Origin of the sequence: Haloplanus litoreus (assembly GCF_045690335.1) — an archaeon.
Classification (GTDB): domain Archaea; phylum Halobacteriota; class Halobacteria; order Halobacteriales; family Haloferacaceae; genus Haloplanus; species Haloplanus litoreus.
Map to the genome: position 1 here is coordinate 1,116,739 of NZ_CP147874.1, position 14,716 is coordinate 1,131,454.

Sequence of the window (14,716 nt, forward strand, 5' to 3'; positions counted from 1 at the left end):
CCATCCCGAAGACTTTGAACCGCGACCGCAATAGCTGGGGACGCGTGACACGACACGACGACGTCGACCGGCTGTACGACCTCCTCGGTACGCTCGCCGACGTCGTCGGCGGTGCGCGGACGCTCGCCGACTGCACCGGCTACATGGACTGGCCGGAGCGCGGGGTCTACGTCTTTCTCGCGCGGGCGGAGCGCCGGGACACCGACGGCCGACGACGAGTCACCCGGATCGGTACCCACGCCGTCTCCGCCGGCAGCAACACCGCACTCTGGGATCGGCTCCGAACCCACCGTGGTGCGACCCGTGGCACCTACGAAGGCGGGGGGAACCACCGGGGGTCGGTGTTCAGGAAGCGAGTCGGCGAAGCCATCGTCGAACGCGACGGCCTCCACGAGGCGTACCCCACGTGGGGCGAGGGATCGAGCGCGGGTCGTGACCGCCGTCTCGACGAACTGCCCCTCGAACGGCGCGTGAGCGACTGCCTTCGTGACCTCCCCTTCCTGTGGGTCGCCGTCGACGACGAACCCGGTCCCGAGAGTCGGCGGGCGTACATCGAGCGCAACGCCATCGCCCTCCTGAGCAACTACGGGCGAGACGCCGTCGACCCGCGCCCGGACGACTGGCTCGGCGCTCACAGCCGAAGCGCGAAAATCCGCGAGTCCGGGCTGTGGAACGTGGACCACGTCGACGCGGACTACGACCCCGACTTTCTGGACGTCTTGGCCGACGCCATCGGGACTACCCATCCCCCCTGAGGGGACGTCGCCGACTCGCCGTCGGGCGACGTTTCGCCGGGCCTGCGAAAGTACACCGAAGCTGTCAGTATGTGCGAAACGCGACCGACGAAAATGTAGTGAAACCGGAACCGAAGAATCTCCGTATCTCGATGGCTCTGACACGGCCACTCTCTATATGTTTTCGGCTCCGAGCGGCAAGAACGGTCAGAAATCGATTAGTACCTCCCCGGGCGGCTCTCCGGTTGACGCCCGCTCACTCCGTCGCCCGTTCGGGACCGGCGTAGGGCTGTCCACAGCCGTGAATCTCCAGTTCGCAGTCGGGACAGACCGTGTGTCGCTCTCGACGGTGTGCGATGGACTGCCGCTGTCGTCTCGGGTCGGCTTCGAGCCGTTCTCTGACCGCCTCCGAGAGGTTGCCGAAGGCCACCAGCGCACTCTCACAGTTCGGACACGCTCGATTCATACTCTCACTACGTCGCACGACGGAAAACCGGTTCGCTCGTCCGTGCTCTCCGGTGAGGAGTGGCCTCGGCACTCATAGGGCTCGTCGCCGCCGGGTGCCACCCCGACTCGGAGCGGTGCCCTCGTCATCGGCCGTTCGACCCTCCGCGTCGCAGGCTCAAACGGGTTTCCCTCGCCACCCACCTTTGTGTCGACCCGGCCCGTACCGCCGGTCATGACGAATGACGCATCGGCGAGGACCGAGGAGTCCGACGTCGTCCTCTACGGCGGCAAGGGCGGCGTCGGCAAGACGACCTGTGCGGCGGCCCACGCCCTCGCGCTCGCCCGTTCGGGCGCCGAGACGCTCGTCGTGTCGACGGACCCCGCCCACTCGCTGGGTGACGCGTTCGAGCACGAACTCGGCGCCGAGCCGACCGACGTCGAGGGATCACTCGCCGCCGTCGAAGTCGATCCCGAGACCGGACAGGACGCCTACCGCGGTGTCGTCGAGGCGCTCGCGGCCGAGTTCCGTGACGCCGGCCTCCGCCTCGACGACGCCGACCTCGAACGGCTGTTCGAGGCGGGGCTGATCCCCGGCGGTGACGAGGTGGCGGCGCTCGAGTACGTCGCGCGCTACGCCGACGCCGGCTACGATACCGTCGTCTTCGACACGGCGCCGACGGGGCACACGCTCCGGTTGCTCGACTTGCCGGACGTGCTGGCCGAGACGCTCGGCGTCGCCGGCGACGTACAACGGCGGGTCCGCCGGACGGCCCGCGCCGCCCGGAGCGTGGTCCTCGGGCCCGCCGCGTACTGGGGCGCCGGGGACGACGGGGACGACGAGGTAGCGGGTCTCAGAGAGCGCGTCGCCCGGGTCGGGGTACTGCTCCGTGATCCCGCGCGGACCCGGTTCCGGGTCGTGCTCACGCCGGAACGGATGGCCATCGCCGAGACGACACGGCTGGTCGGCCGGCTCCGGGAAGCGAACGTGCCCGTGGACTCGCTCGTGGTGAATCGGCTCTTCACGAACCCCGAGAACTGTGACTGCGGTCGGTGCCGGCGGGACGAGCGCCGGCACGCCGAGCGCCTCGCCACCGTCGAGGCGGACTTCGACCTGCCCGTCGAGCGTGTGCCGGAACTCGACGGTGAGGTCGGTGGGATCGACGCGCTGGCGACTGTGGGGGAGTCGCTCGTGTGATCACTCGATGCGGTCGCGCGCCGCGGCGACGAGCAGGGGGAGGGTGATGGTGGCGTCGCCGAGGACGGTGACGTTCTTCGCCGACTTCTCCAGTTTTCCCCACGACCGGGCTTCGTCGAGAGTCGCCCCGGAGAGGCCGCCGGTCGAGGCGGGATCGGTCGTGAGCTGGACGCCGTAGTCGTAGGCTTCGGGCACCGTCAGCATCGTCTGGAGGACGAAGTTCTTGGGCACGCCGCCGCCGACGACGGTGGCGCCGGTCTTCTCCGCGTCGAACGCCACGTCGGTGACGTTCGTCAGATCCGCGAGGGCGTCGAGCGTGAACCCCGAGACCTGGGAGTGCATCCACGCCTGGATCCCCAGTACGGAGTCCTGAATCGCGGGGACGAACACGGGAACGTCGTTCTCGTAGGCCGCGGCGGCGATGCCCGCGTCCTCCGTGACGTCCTCGCTCTCGTTGACCGCGGCGTTCGCGCGGCCCAGTTCCCGCGTGAACTCGCTGATTGCGACCGGCCCCTCGAACTCCGAGAACACGTGTTCGCGGAGGTGGGTCTCGAACAGCGTGAAGTGTTCCTGTGGCAGGTAGACGTTGTAGATGCGGTCGACACCCTCGTCCCGGAGACGTTCGTCGTGGTCGCGCTCGTGGCCCTCGGGACCGGTCCGGCCGTGGTGGTGTTTTCCGCCGACGGCCTCGATGCTGTCGTGGGTGAGGTTCGCCCCCGTCGTCACCAGTACGTCGATGTGGCCGTCCCGGAGCAGGTCGGTCACTACCTGTCGCATTCCACCGGGCACCATCGCGCCCGCGAGGCCGAAGAAGTTGGTCACGTCGTCGCGGTCCAGCATCTCGGCGTACACGTCGACGGCGCGGCCCATCTTTGCGGCACCGATGCCCGCCTTGCCGTACTCGTCGGCGAGGTCGCCGACGCTCATGCCCGCCCACACCTCGGCGTGGCCGAGCGGGTCCTCGTGGAACTCCTCCCGCGGCGTCCCGTGTCCGTCGTCGTCGGTCATTGCCGACGCTCCGCGCCCGAGCGGTTTCAACGACGCGATCCGTCCCCGGGTCGGTCCCGTACGGAGTGGTGTCTCTGTGTACCGGTCGTCACCGCCTCCGCAGTCGGCGACGGCCGGTACCGACGTCCGAACGGTCCGTATCAGAGCCCCGTCGGGTGGTCGACGAACGTCGTCTCCACACCCCATTCCTCGAGCAAGTCTCCGAGCGCTCGGACGCCGAACGTCTCCGTGGCGTAGTGGCCCGCGAGGAAGACGTTCATCCCGCGGTCGCGGGCCTCGTGGTACGCCGCCTGCTTGCCCTCGCCCGTTACGAGGGCGTCGAGGCCGGCCTCGGCCGCCTCCTCGATCCAGTCCACACCGCTCCCGGTGACGATGCCAACGTCCGCGATTTCGTCGGGGCCGAAATCGAGCACCTGCGTCTCGGTGTCCAGTTCCCGATCCAGCAGGGCGGCCAGGCCGTCGACGGCGTACGGATCGGTCGCCGTCCCCTGCGTGCCGACCACCTCCGACCCGTAGGTGCCGAAGGGGTCGCGGTCGACGAGGCCCAGTACGTCGGCGACGCCGGCGCCGTTGCCGAGTTCTTGGTGGCCGTCGAGCGGTAGGTGCGAGACGTACAGCGCCACGTCGTTGCGGACGAGCGGTTCGATCCGGTCGTAGTCGAGGTCGGTGAGGCGGTCGAACCCGCCCCACGCGAGGCCGTGGTGGACGAGGAGGGCGTCGGCGTCGCGTTCGACCGCCTCGTGGATGGTCGCCTCGGCGGCGTCGACGGCGAGGGCGACGCGCGCTATCTTGCCCCTCCGGTGGCCGACCTGCAACCCGTTCGCGCTCGCGTCCAGGTCGGCGTAGTCGTCGGTACGGAGCCGTTCGTCCAGTCGGTCGACGAACTCGCTGCGGTCCATACCGACCCGTCGGCCGGCGGGGGTTTGTAGCCTACGGGCCGGCGGCGTGCGCGAAGACGAAGTCACGAACCAGCGCCCCGGCGAGGGTCGCCGCCTGGCCGTCGTCGCGGTCGTTCACCTCGACGACGTCGACGCCGTCCGCGACGGGGGCGACCGTCCGGACGATATCGCGCATCTCGCGGGCCGACAGGCCACCGGGTTCCATCGTCCCCGTCCCCGGCGCGACGGCGGGGTCGGCGGCGTCGACGTCCACGCTGAGGTACGTCGTCGCCGCCGCGGGATCACACGCTGCGCGCATCGCGTCGCGGACGACGTCGACGCCCCGGTCCGCCACCGCCTCGGGCGACACCACGGTCACGTCGTCCTCGCGAGTCCGCGCCCACTCGGCCTCGCTCCCGGCCCGGGCACCGACGATCACGGCGTGATCGGCCGTCTCGAGTGCGTGGTGCGTCACGGTGGCGTGACTCCAGTCGTCCCCGTCGAACGCGGTTCGGAGGTCGAGGTGGGCGTCGAGACAGACGAACAGATCGGGGGAGACGGCGCGGACGCCGGCGACGGTGACGGTGTGTTCGCCGCCGAGGAGGATCGGTACCGCGCCCACGTCGACCACGTCGCCGAGGGTGCCCGCGAGGAACTCGACGTACTCGGCGGCGTCGGTCCAGGCGTGCAGGTTACCCTCGTCGTGGACGTCGAGTTCCGAGAAGTGTCGGTCGGTGTGGTGGTCGTAGTCCTCGAACGATTCGGCGAAGCGCCGCACCCGGTCCGGGCCGAATCGGGTGCCGGGCTGGAAGGTCGTGGAGACGTCGAGCGGTGCGCCGACGACGACGTAGGCCGCGTCCGCGCGGTCGGCGGTCGCACCGGGGAACATCTATACGATCTTCCGCTGCCCCTCGTACTCCAGGTACTCGATCTCGTCGTCCGGCGACAGATCCTCGCCCTCGGGGATGCGCATCGTGAACGTCTCGTAGGTGTCGAGGTCCATGATCTGGGCGTCGTCGCCGGAGACGGAGACGACCTGGCCACCCTTCCGCTCGACGATGGGGACCCACACCTTCGCGTCGACCGGTTGGCTGAGCGAGCGCTTCTTGTCGTCGAAGACGCCCTTGCCCTCGATACGCGCCTTCGCACTGCCGTGTTTGCCGGGTTTGGCCGTGCTGTACGCGTTGATCTTGCACGGGGAGCTGTCCATCATCACGTAGCTCCCCTCCTGCAGTTCCCGCACCTGCTTTTGCTCTCTCGCCATACGGACCGATAACGGAAGCCGGTGTATAAACGGTTTGGAAAGCCCTGCGGGGCGTTCCACCCGTTCGGCGACGCCCTAGTCGTCGCGGCGTCGCCGCATCTCCTGTCTCGTGAACTGGGGGCGAGCCGTGACGCCGCGTTTCCGCCGCAGCGACCGATAGAGCAGGGCGCCGACCGGGATGGTGATGACGCCCGCGACGATGGCCGCCTCCGGCGTCTGGTTGAACGAGTAGAGGATGGCCGTCGAGAGGACTCCCACCGCCGCCAGAATGCTGTAGGCGATTCGCTTCGCCAACCGGTCCAGCACGTCGTGTTCGTCGTCGAGTTGCACCTGTACCGTGAGGTCGTCGCGTTTGACCCGGTCGAGAACGTCGTCGAGTTTCGGCGGGACGGTCACCAGCGAACGGGCCGTCCGCTCCAACTGATCGCCCGCCGACTCCACGGCTTGACGGACACCCTCCTCGCGGTAGCCCCGTTCGGTGAGGAAGTCGGTCGCGACGCTGATGAAGTCGAAGTCGGGGTCGAGGGTGACACACACCCCCTCGACCACCGTCGCGACACGCAGGATCAACGCGAAGTTCCGCGGCAGGCGAAGTGGGAACTCGTAGATGGTGTCTTCGACCTGTTGGATGACCTGCTGGACGCGGTACTGTTCGAGGTCCTCGCCACGCACGTCGGCGATGGCGAGTTCCATCACCTGCCCCATCACTTCGCGGTCCGCGGTCGGGCTGAGCGTCCCCATCTCGACCATCGCGTCGAGGATGCCGTCGATGTCCTGGTTGGCGACGGCGATGTAGAAATCGACGATTTTCTGCTGGAAGAACGCGTCGACGGTCCCGCTCATGCCGAAGTCGTAGAAGATGATCGACCCGTCCTCGGCGACCGACAGGTTTCCAGGGTGGGGGTCGGCGTGGAAGACGCCGTCCTCGATGATCATCTGGAGGTAGATCCGCTGGAGGCTTTCGGCGAGGTCGCTCCGGTCGATGCCACGTTCGTCGAGGCGGTCCACGTCACTGATCTTGACGCCGCTGATGTACTCCATCACGAGGACCCGTTCGCCCGAGAGTTCGCCGACGGGGTCGGGGATACGGATGCGGTCGTTGTCGAGGAAGTTCTCGCGAATCTCCTTCAACATCCGACGCTCACGGGAGTAGTCCATCTCCTCTCTGATGGTGTTGGAGAACTCGTCGGCGAGGTTCGACACCGAGAAGCTCCGAGCCTCGTCGGTGAAGCGGAGGAGGATCGGCAGGAGCCACTTGATCGCCCGGAGGTCCGCCTCCACGAGGTCCTCGATCCCCGGCCGTCTCACTTTGATCGCGACCTTCTCGCCCTCGTAGGTGGCCCGGTACACCTGCCCGAGGCTGGCGCCGCTGATGGCTTCGCGCTCGAAGTCGTCGAACACCTCGTCGACGGGGCCGACGTCTTCTTCCAGTACCGGCCGCGTCTCGGCCCACGGGGCCGGCGGTACGTCGTCCTGTAGCTTGGTCAGGACCTCGATGTACGCGGGTGGGAGAACGTCCGGCCGGGTCGACAGCAGTTGGCCGAGTTTGATGAACGTCGGTCCGAGGGTGAGCAGCGAGTCGAGGAGGACGTCGGCGCGCTTCCGCTGTGTTTCGGGGCTGACGCTCCGCTTCCCGCCGAAGACCAGATACTTCCGGCGGTCGCGGGCGTACGCGACGATCAGTGGCAGAAACTGGTGGATGACGCGTACGAAGCGCCAGTATGCACGGAGGTTGACCAGCGTGACCACCCGGGCTTACGCGTCCTCGATGGGGATGGATTGCTCCGGTGCGGCCTCGTACTTGGGAAGGTGGAGTTCGAGGACGCCCCGATCCATCGAGCCCTCGGCGCCCGCGCCCGTGGCGTCCGGCGGGAGGGGAAGTTCCGCGTCCAGAAAGAGCGGTCGGTCCTCGCGGACGTAGTCGAACGACTCGGGCAACGCCTTCTCCCGCCGTGCCTCGATGAGCAGGCGACCCTTCTCGACGCGGACGTCGATCGTCTCCGCGGTCGCTCCGGGTAGATCGACGACCAGGAGGTAGGCGTCCTCGCTCTCGAGCAGATCCGCGAACACTGCCTCGGGAAGGTCCCGAAGCGCGTCCCGCAGTGCTGACATGGGACGGGATAAGGTGCGGGGGTCGAAAAAGGCCGCGGTGTGTGTGACGGCGACACAGTCGGTGCCGTCGGCCGGCTACGGGTTTTTGTATCCCCGAACGTAAGGACGGATATGAGTCACGACGATCTCGAACGCGCGGGCTTCAAGGACCGGACCCGCGTCGCCGAAGCCCTGGAGACCGTCCTCGACGCGGTCTCGGGCCACGACAGAACCGAGCGGGTGGCGCTCGGCCGGGCCGACGGGCGTACCCTCGCCGAGACGGTAACCGCTCCCACCCCCGTCCCCGGCTACGACCGCGCAGCTATGGACGGCTACGCCGTCCGCGCCGAGGATACCTTCGGTGCGACCAGCCGGTCGCCGACCGTCCTCCGCGAGGACGACGGTGCGGTCGCCCCGGGCGAGGCCGTCCGCGTCCACACCGGCAGCGACCTGCCCGACGGCGCCGACGCCGTCGTGATGATCGAACGGACCGACGTCGTCGGCGACGAGGTGGAAGTCTTCGACGCCGTCGCCGAAGGGGAGAACGTCGGCGACGTCGGCGAGGACGTCGCCGAGGGTGAGGAGCTCTACCGGTCCGGTCACCGCATCCGCCCCTCCGACCTCGGTCTCCTGAAATCCGTCGGCGTCGAACAGGTCGAGGTGTACGATCACCCGACGGTCGGCGTGATCCCGACCGGCGAGGAACTCGTCCAGCGCGACCCGAAACCGGGCGAAGTAATCGAAACCAACGGGCTCACCGTCTCCCGGCTGGCCGACCGCTGGGGAGCGGTCCCGACCTACCGGAACGTCGTCGACGACGACCCCAACGCCATCCGAGCGGCGATCCAGCGTGACCTCGCGAAGGACGTCGTCGTCACCACCGGCGGGTCGTCGGTCGGCGAACGCGACTACACGCCCGAGGTGGTCGACGACATCGGCGAGGTACTGGTCCACGGCGTCGCCCTGAAGCCAGGCCACCCGGTCGCCCTGGGTATCGTGGAGGACACCCCGGTGGTCATGCTCCCGGGCTACCCCGTCGCCTGCATCGTCAACGCCGTCCAGTTCCTGCGGCCAATCTGCAAGCGCGTCGGCAACATGCCCGTCCCCGATCAGCCGACCGTCGAGGCCGACCTGTCGCGGAAGATCTCCAGCGAGCCCGGCACCCGGACGTTCGCCCGGGTGCGCCTCCGCGAGGGCGAGGACGGCCGGGTCGCCGAACCCACCCGCGCCAGCGGGTCCGGCGTCCTCTCCAGCGTCGCCCTCGCCGACGGCTGGGTCGTCGTCCCCGAGGGCAGGGAGGGGTACGACGCCGGTGAGACCGTCGCGGTCGAGGACTGGGAGTGGTCCGCGTGAGCGCGACGCCCGCCGGGGGTGCTCGTCGATGAGTGACCGCAGACAGTTCCGCGACCTCGACTCGCCGGAGCGCGCCCGGGAGGCGATCCGTAGCCTCGATCTGACGCCCGAGACGGAGACGGTCCCGCTCGACGACGCGCGGCATCGCGTTCTCGCGGAGCGGATCGACGCCCGACTCGACGTGCCGGGGTTCGACCGCGCCAGCGTCGACGGCTACGCCGTCCGCGCCCGCGACACCTTCGGCGCCGACGAGGCGGACCCGGTCGTCCTCGACCACATCGGTACCGTCCACGCCGGCGCCGAACCCGACGTGGAGGTGCGCGAGGGCACCTGCGCCGAGATTTCGACCGGCGCGGTGATGCCACCCGGCGCCGACGCCGTCGTGATGGTCGAGCGCACCGACGAAGTCGACGCGGGCATCGCCATCCGCACCTCGGTCGCACCGGGCGACCGCGTGATGGTCGCCGGCGCCGACGTGGCCGCCGGCTCTCGGGCACTCGGTCCCGGCACTCTGCTCACCCCCCGCGAAATCGGCCTGCTGTCGGCGCTCGGCGTCGACGAGGTGCCCGTCCGCGGCAAACCAACCGTGGGCATCGTCTCGACCGGGGACGAACTCGTCCGGCCGGGGGAGGACCTCCACAGTGAGGCCGGGCAGATCTACGACGTGAACTCCTACACCATCGCCGCGGGCGTCGAGGAAGCGGGCGGCGAGGCCGTCCTCTACCCGCACGCCGGCGACGACTACGACGAGATGGAGCGTCTGCTGGTCGAGGCCGCCGACGAGTGTGACCTCGTCCTCTCCTCCGGATCGACCTCCGCGAGCGCCGTCGACGTGATCTACCGCGTCATCGAGAGCGAGGGGGAACTCCTCCTGCACGGCGTGTCGGTCAAACCGGGCAAACCCATGCTCGTCGGCCGACTGGAGGAGTCGGCGTACGTCGGCCTCCCGGGCTACCCCGTCTCCGCCCTCACCATCTTCCGCACCTTCGTCGCGCCGGCCATCCGGTCGGCCGCCGGGCTCCCCGTTCCCCGGACGGCGACCGTCGAGGGGCGGATGGCCGTCCGCGAACGCTACGCCGAGGGGCGAACCCGACTGATGCCCGCCGGCCTCGTGGAGACCGACGAGGGGACGCTCGTCTACCCCGTCGACAAGGGCAGCGGCGCGACGACGAGTCTCGTCGAGGCCGACGGCGTCGTCGAGGTGGACGCCGACACCGACTACCTCGCCGAGGGGGAGCGGGTGACCGTGCAGCTGTTCTCGCCGGACGTGCGCGCGCCGACGCTACTCGGCGTCGGTGAGGACGACCCCGCCCTCTCGCGGCTGCTCGACCGACTGGAGCGCCCCCGCTACCTCGACGTGGGGAGCCGACAGGGGCGCCGCCGCCTGCGCGACGGCGTCCCCGACGTGGCGGTGGTCTCCGGGCCGTCCGACCGCGACGTCGACGCGGTGGCTCTGGGGGGCTGGACCCGTGAGTGGGGCCTCGTCGTTCCCGCCGGGAACCCCGACGGCGTCGACGGCCTCGCCGACCTGGTCGACCGCGACCTGCGCTTCGTCGACCGGGCGGCCGACTCCGGGCTCCGCGCCAGCCTCGACACCGAACTCGACCGACTGGCCGACGCCCGCGGTGTCGACCGCCGCGACCTCATCGACGCCATCGACGGGTACGACCTCACGGTCAAGGGCTTCGAGAGCCCTGCGCGGAAGGTGATCGGCGGTGCCGCAGACGTCGGACTCGGTCTCCGGGCGACGGCCGACACGCTCGACTGTGGGTTCGTCCCCCTCGGCACCGAATCGGTGCGCGTCCTCGCGAACCCCGATCGCACGAACAAACCGGGTGTCGAGGCGCTTCGATCCGCCCTCGACACCCACCTCGACGACGCCCTCGTGGGCCTCAGCGGGTTCGACAGCTGACGACAACCCCGGGACGTGACGGCGAACACCCCGCTCATGTGGCCGAGGCTATATGTGAATCGAACGGCTAGGGTAGTTCATGCCCGCCCGCCCGACCGTCCTCCACGTCGACGACGATCCGACAGTGCTCGAACTGTCGAGCGACTGGGCTACCGACGAGAGGGTGACGTGGTTGACGGCCGCCGATCCGGCCGCCGGACTGGCGCTGTTGACCGATCGTGACGTGGACTGTCTGATCAGCGACTCGATGTGCACCGCCGACGGCGACCCGTTCGTCGTCCGGGCGGCCGACACCGTCCCCGCGCTATCGGTGATCCTCTTTACCGCCACCGACCGCGAGGCGGTCGACCCGCAGACCAGACGGGCGGCCGAGGCGTACGTCGAGAAGGGAGCGACCGACCAGTTCGCCAGACTGTTCGACCGCGTCTCCACGCTCGTCGCCGATCGGACCGACGCCGACGACTCGGCGTCCGCACCCTCGGACGACGTCCCCGAAAACGCATCCACGACGTCCGGGCGACCCACGTCCGACGACCGGTCGGCGTCCTGGGTCACCATCGGTCACTACGATCCGACCGCCGACGGCCCGGACCTCGCGACGACCGTCGTGACCGCCGTCGACGAGTACGCCGACCGGGACGTGTCGACGGCCACGCCGCTGTACGAGAGTATCGACGCCGAGGTGCTGGAGACGCTTCTTCGCAGGCCCGACGGGGAGTCACGCGACGGGATCGAGGTGCGCTTTGCCTTCGCGGGGTACGACCTGGCAGTGACCAGCGAGGGACGGATCCTGCTGCGTTCGGCGACGGCGTAGTTCCCGATCAGTCGCCGGCTACCCGCGGCGCCGCTCGGAGTTCGTCGAGCGACTGCACCCGGTAGTCACCGAGGACACAGCGTCCCCGACGGCGCGGGCCGTGACGCTCGACGTGGACGCCGTCCAGACCGGCGTTCCACGCTGCCCCGATGTCGTTCGGGCCGTCGCCGGCGAGGACGCCGGCCGCCCCGTCCTCGACGCCGAGATCCGCCATCGCGAGGTAGACGGGCGCTGGATCGGGCTTCCACCCTACCTCGTGTGTACAGGAGACGACCGTATCGAACCAGTCGCGGATGTCGAGGCGGTCGAGCACCGGATCGACCAGATACTGCTGACAGTGCGTGACCAGACCGACCGGCCGATCCAAGTCGGCGACGAACGCGGCGTCGTCGTGGAGGAACGTGGCGTCGGCGCGGGCCTCGGGGTCCTCGGCCTCGTGGAGGGCCGCCCAGAACGCGTCGGGATCGATCCCCCACTCGCGGAGTTGGGGGGTTCGCTCCCCGGAGAGCCCGTGCCAGAGGACTTCGACCTCGCGGTCGGAGAATGTTCGGCCCAGCCGATCACCCACCCGCTCGAACACGCCCTCGGCGTACGAGGGGTCGACGTCCACGAGCGTTCCGTCGAGGTCGAACAGCCAGAAGTCGTAGGCGTGTGCGACCATTCTGTCGTCCCTACGCGTGGCCCGAACAAGTGTGTTCCGCCGCGCCATCCCGTCCGTTGTACGTCATTACGACACGCCGTCTCAGTCGGTCACGCGGATCGAACTTCCGAGGTGGTTGTGTAACGCCTCACGCGGCGACTCGTCGAACGCCGGATCGTCGGCGATGGCGTCCCGAAGGGCGTCCAGATACGCCTCGTCGGTCCGTAGTTCGCTGAACGTCACGCCACTCACGGGGACCGAGAGCCACTCCTCGGCACGGTCACGGAGGTACGCCTCGTCGCTGACCTCGCCGTGCCAGCAGGTGTCGCGGAAGAACAGCCACCCCTCGGTTCCCGGATCGGCGGCGGGTCTGGTGACGACCGTCTCGAAGGTGTCGGGGTCGGCCGTGACCGTCCTCGTGTCGAGCGTGAACGTCACTCGGAAGACGTAGGCGGCGTGCATGGCCCACCTATCGCTCGGCGTCGAACAGGCCCGCGAGGCGGACGTCGGCGTCGGTGATGCCGCCCGCCTCGTGGCTGGTCAGTCGCACTTCCACCTCGTCGTACCGGATCCTGATCTCCGGGTGGTGGAACTCCTCGTCGGCTACTTCGGCCACCTGCGTGGCGAAGGTGACGCCATCGAGGTAGTCGTCGAAGGTGTAGACGCGGACGATTTCGTCGCCCTCACGCTCCCAGTCGTCCGGGAGACGTCGATCGATTTCGTCGTCATCGAGGCGGTTCGGCATGGTTCAATTGTCGGACGGACGACAAATAACGATTTGGGTGTGGCTCCCGGTCGTGTCGAGGTCGGTCCGCGAACGGGCACCGCACGGCCACGACGAAACGGGGGCTACTCCTCGCTCAGGCGGTCGAGGACGCGCTCAGGAATGCCGTCGCCGTCGACCCCTTCGCGGGGGCGCTCGGCGTTCGAGGGTGACGGTCGGTCGCCGCAGAACTCGGGGTCGAACAGGCCGAGTGCGGTCTGGATGGTCGTCCAGTCGTCCTCCGCGGCGGCGTCGCGCAGGCTCTTGGTCGGGGCGGCGAGCAACTGGCCGACGAGGGCGTCGGCCAGGGAGGCGACCGTCTCCCGCTGTTCGTCGGTCAACTCGCCCTGGGACTCCAGCCTCGACAGCGCGGTGTGGAGTTCCCGCTCTTTGACCATCTCGGCGCTCTCGTACATCGCGCTGATGGCCTCGTCGGCCTGCCGGCGTTTGAACGAGTCGATCAGTCGCTCGAACTCCTCGTCGATCATGCGCTCGACCGTCGCGGCGGCCTCCCGGCGCCGTGCCCGGGTCTCGTCGGTGATGGCCTCCAGCGAGTCGATGTCGTAGGCGTCTACCGCGTCGAGGTCGGCGACCGCCGGGTCCACGTCCCGCGGCTGAGCGAGGTCGATGACGAGCGTCTCTCCGGCGTCGGCGAGCGCCGATCGGTCGAGGACGTGCGTCGGGCTGTCGGTGGCCGTGACGAGCACGTCGGCCCGTTCGGCCGCCTCGCTGGTCCGGTCGAGGCCGACGGCCGTCGCCGACGTCTCCACCTCGGCGGCCAGATTGGCGGCGTGGGGGACCGTCCGGTTGGCGACTACGAGTTCCGAGACGGGGGTGTCGTCGAACGCCTGTGCCGCCAGTCGGCCCATCTCGCCGGCGCCGACGACCAGGGCGGTCGTTCCGTCGAGGGCACGTTCGCGGCCGGCGAGTTCGACGGCCGCGCTCCCGAGGGAGACGACACCCTCGTTGATCGTCGTCTCGGTTCGCGCCCGTTCGCCGACGTGCAGGGCTTTCGTGACCGCCGGGTCGAGGACCGGGCCGATGCCGCCGACGCCGCGTGCCGCCTCGAAGGCGGTGCGGAGTTGGCCGATGATCTGGTCTTCGCCGAGGACGAGTGACTCCAGTCCCGCGGCGACGCGCATCAGGTGCCGGAGGCTCTCCTCGTGATCGAGTCCCCGGACCGCGCCGTCCCGAACGTCGGGCGCGAAGTCCGTGAGCGCCGCCCGCCCGGCCGCGGCGTCCTCCGTCACGACGTAAGCCTCCGCGCGGTTACAGGTCTGTAGCGCGAACGCCTCGTCGACGCCGTCGCTCGCCAACAGGTCGCGGACGGCGGTCGGCACGTCGTCCGCAGTGGCCGATTCGATTTCGTCGACGGTCGCACGCTGGTGTGATACCGTCACCCCACTGATTACGCCCGTCGTCACAGGTGCTCACCTCGGGACACGTGAGTCATACGCTCCGATTCGCATCACCGTTTGCACCCATCCTACCTAAACTCTTCCAATGGCGTCGCCGCTCCCACGCCGACGACGGCTCCCGATTCGGGGTTCGACTCGACGCCGTCGAATCCGGCGACTGGACGACCCCCTGGATCCGTTGCATGAGGCAACCTCTGCG

16 protein-coding genes are annotated in these 14,716 nt (G+C 69.2%); 5 read left to right on the forward strand and 11 right to left on the reverse strand.

Annotated elements, in window-relative coordinates; all coding sequences use genetic code 11:
• The first annotated feature begins 44 nt into the window (after positions 1-44).
• Positions 45-755: a hypothetical protein gene (locus V8686_RS06020; RefSeq protein WP_379703051.1), complete on the forward strand. Its 711-nt coding sequence runs from the start codon at positions 45-47 to the stop codon at positions 753-755.
• 235 nt (positions 756-990) lie between these two features.
• On the opposite strand, the gene V8686_RS06025 is transcribed toward V8686_RS06020, so the two are convergent.
• Positions 991-1,200, reverse strand: a complete 210-nt coding sequence (locus V8686_RS06025; RefSeq protein WP_379703052.1) for a hypothetical protein — start codon at positions 1,198-1,200, stop codon at positions 991-993.
• Positions 1,201-1,413: 213 nt separating this feature from the next.
• Between V8686_RS06025 and V8686_RS06030 the strand changes: the two genes are divergently transcribed.
• Complete coding sequence (locus tag V8686_RS06030; protein WP_379703053.1) at positions 1,414-2,376, forward strand: ArsA family ATPase; 963 nt, start codon at positions 1,414-1,416, stop codon at positions 2,374-2,376.
• On the opposite strand, the gene V8686_RS06035 is transcribed toward V8686_RS06030, so the two are convergent.
• From V8686_RS06035 to V8686_RS06060, 6 genes are all read right to left on the reverse strand, one after another.
• Positions 2,377-3,384, reverse strand: coding sequence for a deoxyhypusine synthase (locus tag V8686_RS06035; RefSeq protein WP_379703054.1), 1,008 nt, complete (start codon positions 3,382-3,384; stop codon positions 2,377-2,379).
• Positions 3,385-3,524: 140 nt separating this feature from the next.
• Positions 3,525-4,283, reverse strand: coding sequence for a Nif3-like dinuclear metal center hexameric protein (locus V8686_RS06040; RefSeq protein ID WP_379703055.1), 759 nt, complete (start codon positions 4,281-4,283; stop codon positions 3,525-3,527).
• A gap of 31 nt (positions 4,284-4,314) precedes the next feature.
• Positions 4,315-5,151 (reverse strand): arginase family protein, encoded by an 837-nt coding sequence (locus tag V8686_RS06045; protein WP_379703056.1) that lies wholly within the window; start codon positions 5,149-5,151, stop codon positions 4,315-4,317.
• Entirely contained in the window at positions 5,152-5,526 is a 375-nt protein-coding gene (locus V8686_RS06050) for a translation initiation factor IF-5A (RefSeq protein ID WP_379703057.1), read from the reverse strand.
• Positions 5,527-5,601: 75 nt separating this feature from the next.
• Entirely contained in the window at positions 5,602-7,275 is a 1,674-nt protein-coding gene (locus tag V8686_RS06055) for an ABC1 kinase family protein (RefSeq protein WP_379703058.1), read from the reverse strand.
• A gap of 6 nt (positions 7,276-7,281) precedes the next feature.
• The gene (locus V8686_RS06060) at positions 7,282-7,638 is read right to left on the reverse strand and encodes an Hsp20/alpha crystallin family protein (RefSeq protein ID WP_379703059.1); all 357 of its coding nucleotides are present in this window, start codon (positions 7,636-7,638) and stop codon (positions 7,282-7,284) included.
• 111 nt (positions 7,639-7,749) lie between these two features.
• Between V8686_RS06060 and V8686_RS06065 the strand changes: the two genes are divergently transcribed.
• The 3 genes from V8686_RS06065 to V8686_RS06075 all read left to right on the forward strand — a co-directional run bounded on the left by V8686_RS06065 (position 7,750) and on the right by V8686_RS06075 (position 11,696).
• On the forward strand, positions 7,750-8,970 hold the full coding sequence (locus V8686_RS06065; RefSeq protein ID WP_379703060.1) for a molybdopterin molybdotransferase MoeA: 1,221 nt from the start codon (positions 7,750-7,752) through the stop codon (positions 8,968-8,970).
• Positions 8,971-8,998: 28 nt separating this feature from the next.
• On the forward strand, positions 8,999-10,882 hold the full coding sequence (locus V8686_RS06070; RefSeq protein WP_379703061.1) for a molybdopterin biosynthesis protein: 1,884 nt from the start codon (positions 8,999-9,001) through the stop codon (positions 10,880-10,882).
• A gap of 79 nt (positions 10,883-10,961) precedes the next feature.
• On the forward strand, positions 10,962-11,696 hold the full coding sequence (locus V8686_RS06075; protein ID WP_379703062.1) for a HalOD1 output domain-containing protein: 735 nt from the start codon (positions 10,962-10,964) through the stop codon (positions 11,694-11,696).
• 7 nt (positions 11,697-11,703) lie between these two features.
• Here the strand turns inward: V8686_RS06075 and V8686_RS06080 are convergent, their stop codons facing one another.
• The 4 genes from V8686_RS06080 to hemA form a co-directional block, all read right to left on the reverse strand.
• Positions 11,704-12,357 (reverse strand): HAD family hydrolase, encoded by a 654-nt coding sequence (locus V8686_RS06080; protein ID WP_379703063.1) that lies wholly within the window; start codon positions 12,355-12,357, stop codon positions 11,704-11,706.
• Positions 12,358-12,438: 81 nt separating this feature from the next.
• Positions 12,439-12,798, reverse strand: a complete 360-nt coding sequence (gene lwrS / locus V8686_RS06085) for an LWR-salt protein (protein ID WP_379703064.1) — start codon at positions 12,796-12,798, stop codon at positions 12,439-12,441.
• A gap of 7 nt (positions 12,799-12,805) precedes the next feature.
• A complete protein-coding gene (locus V8686_RS06090) occupies positions 12,806-13,081 on the reverse strand; it encodes a 4a-hydroxytetrahydrobiopterin dehydratase (protein ID WP_379703065.1) in 276 nt (91 codons plus the stop codon).
• Between the two features lie 104 nt (positions 13,082-13,185).
• Positions 13,186-14,523, reverse strand: a complete 1,338-nt coding sequence (hemA, locus tag V8686_RS06095) for a glutamyl-tRNA reductase (protein WP_379703066.1) — start codon at positions 14,521-14,523, stop codon at positions 13,186-13,188.
• Positions 14,524-14,716 lie beyond the last annotated feature (193 nt).

Coding starts and splice junctions, on each gene's coding strand:
- V8686_RS06035 (WP_379703054.1), bottom strand. CDS start 3,384: ATGACCGACGACGACGGACACGGGACGCCGCGGGAGGAGTTCCACGAG.
- V8686_RS06050 (WP_379703057.1), bottom strand. CDS start 5,526: ATGGCGAGAGAGCAAAAGCAGGTGCGGGAACTGCAGGAGGGGAGCTAC.
- V8686_RS06045 (WP_379703056.1), bottom strand. CDS start 5,151: ATGTTCCCCGGTGCGACCGCCGACCGCGCGGACGCGGCCTACGTCGTC.
- V8686_RS06030 (WP_379703053.1), top strand. CDS start 1,414: ATGACGAATGACGCATCGGCGAGGACCGAGGAGTCCGACGTCGTCCTC.
- V8686_RS06040 (WP_379703055.1), bottom strand. CDS start 4,283: ATGGACCGCAGCGAGTTCGTCGACCGACTGGACGAACGGCTCCGTACC.
- V8686_RS06070 (WP_379703061.1), top strand. CDS start 8,999: ATGAGTGACCGCAGACAGTTCCGCGACCTCGACTCGCCGGAGCGCGCC.
- V8686_RS06060 (WP_379703059.1), bottom strand. CDS start 7,638: ATGTCAGCACTGCGGGACGCGCTTCGGGACCTTCCCGAGGCAGTGTTC.
- V8686_RS06090 (WP_379703065.1), bottom strand. CDS start 13,081: ATGCCGAACCGCCTCGATGACGACGAAATCGATCGACGTCTCCCGGAC.
- V8686_RS06080 (WP_379703063.1), bottom strand. CDS start 12,357: ATGGTCGCACACGCCTACGACTTCTGGCTGTTCGACCTCGACGGAACG.
- V8686_RS06075 (WP_379703062.1), top strand. CDS start 10,962: ATGCCCGCCCGCCCGACCGTCCTCCACGTCGACGACGATCCGACAGTG.
- V8686_RS06065 (WP_379703060.1), top strand. CDS start 7,750: ATGAGTCACGACGATCTCGAACGCGCGGGCTTCAAGGACCGGACCCGC.
- V8686_RS06025 (WP_379703052.1), bottom strand. CDS start 1,200: ATGAATCGAGCGTGTCCGAACTGTGAGAGTGCGCTGGTGGCCTTCGGC.
- lwrS (WP_379703064.1), bottom strand. CDS start 12,798: ATGCACGCCGCCTACGTCTTCCGAGTGACGTTCACGCTCGACACGAGG.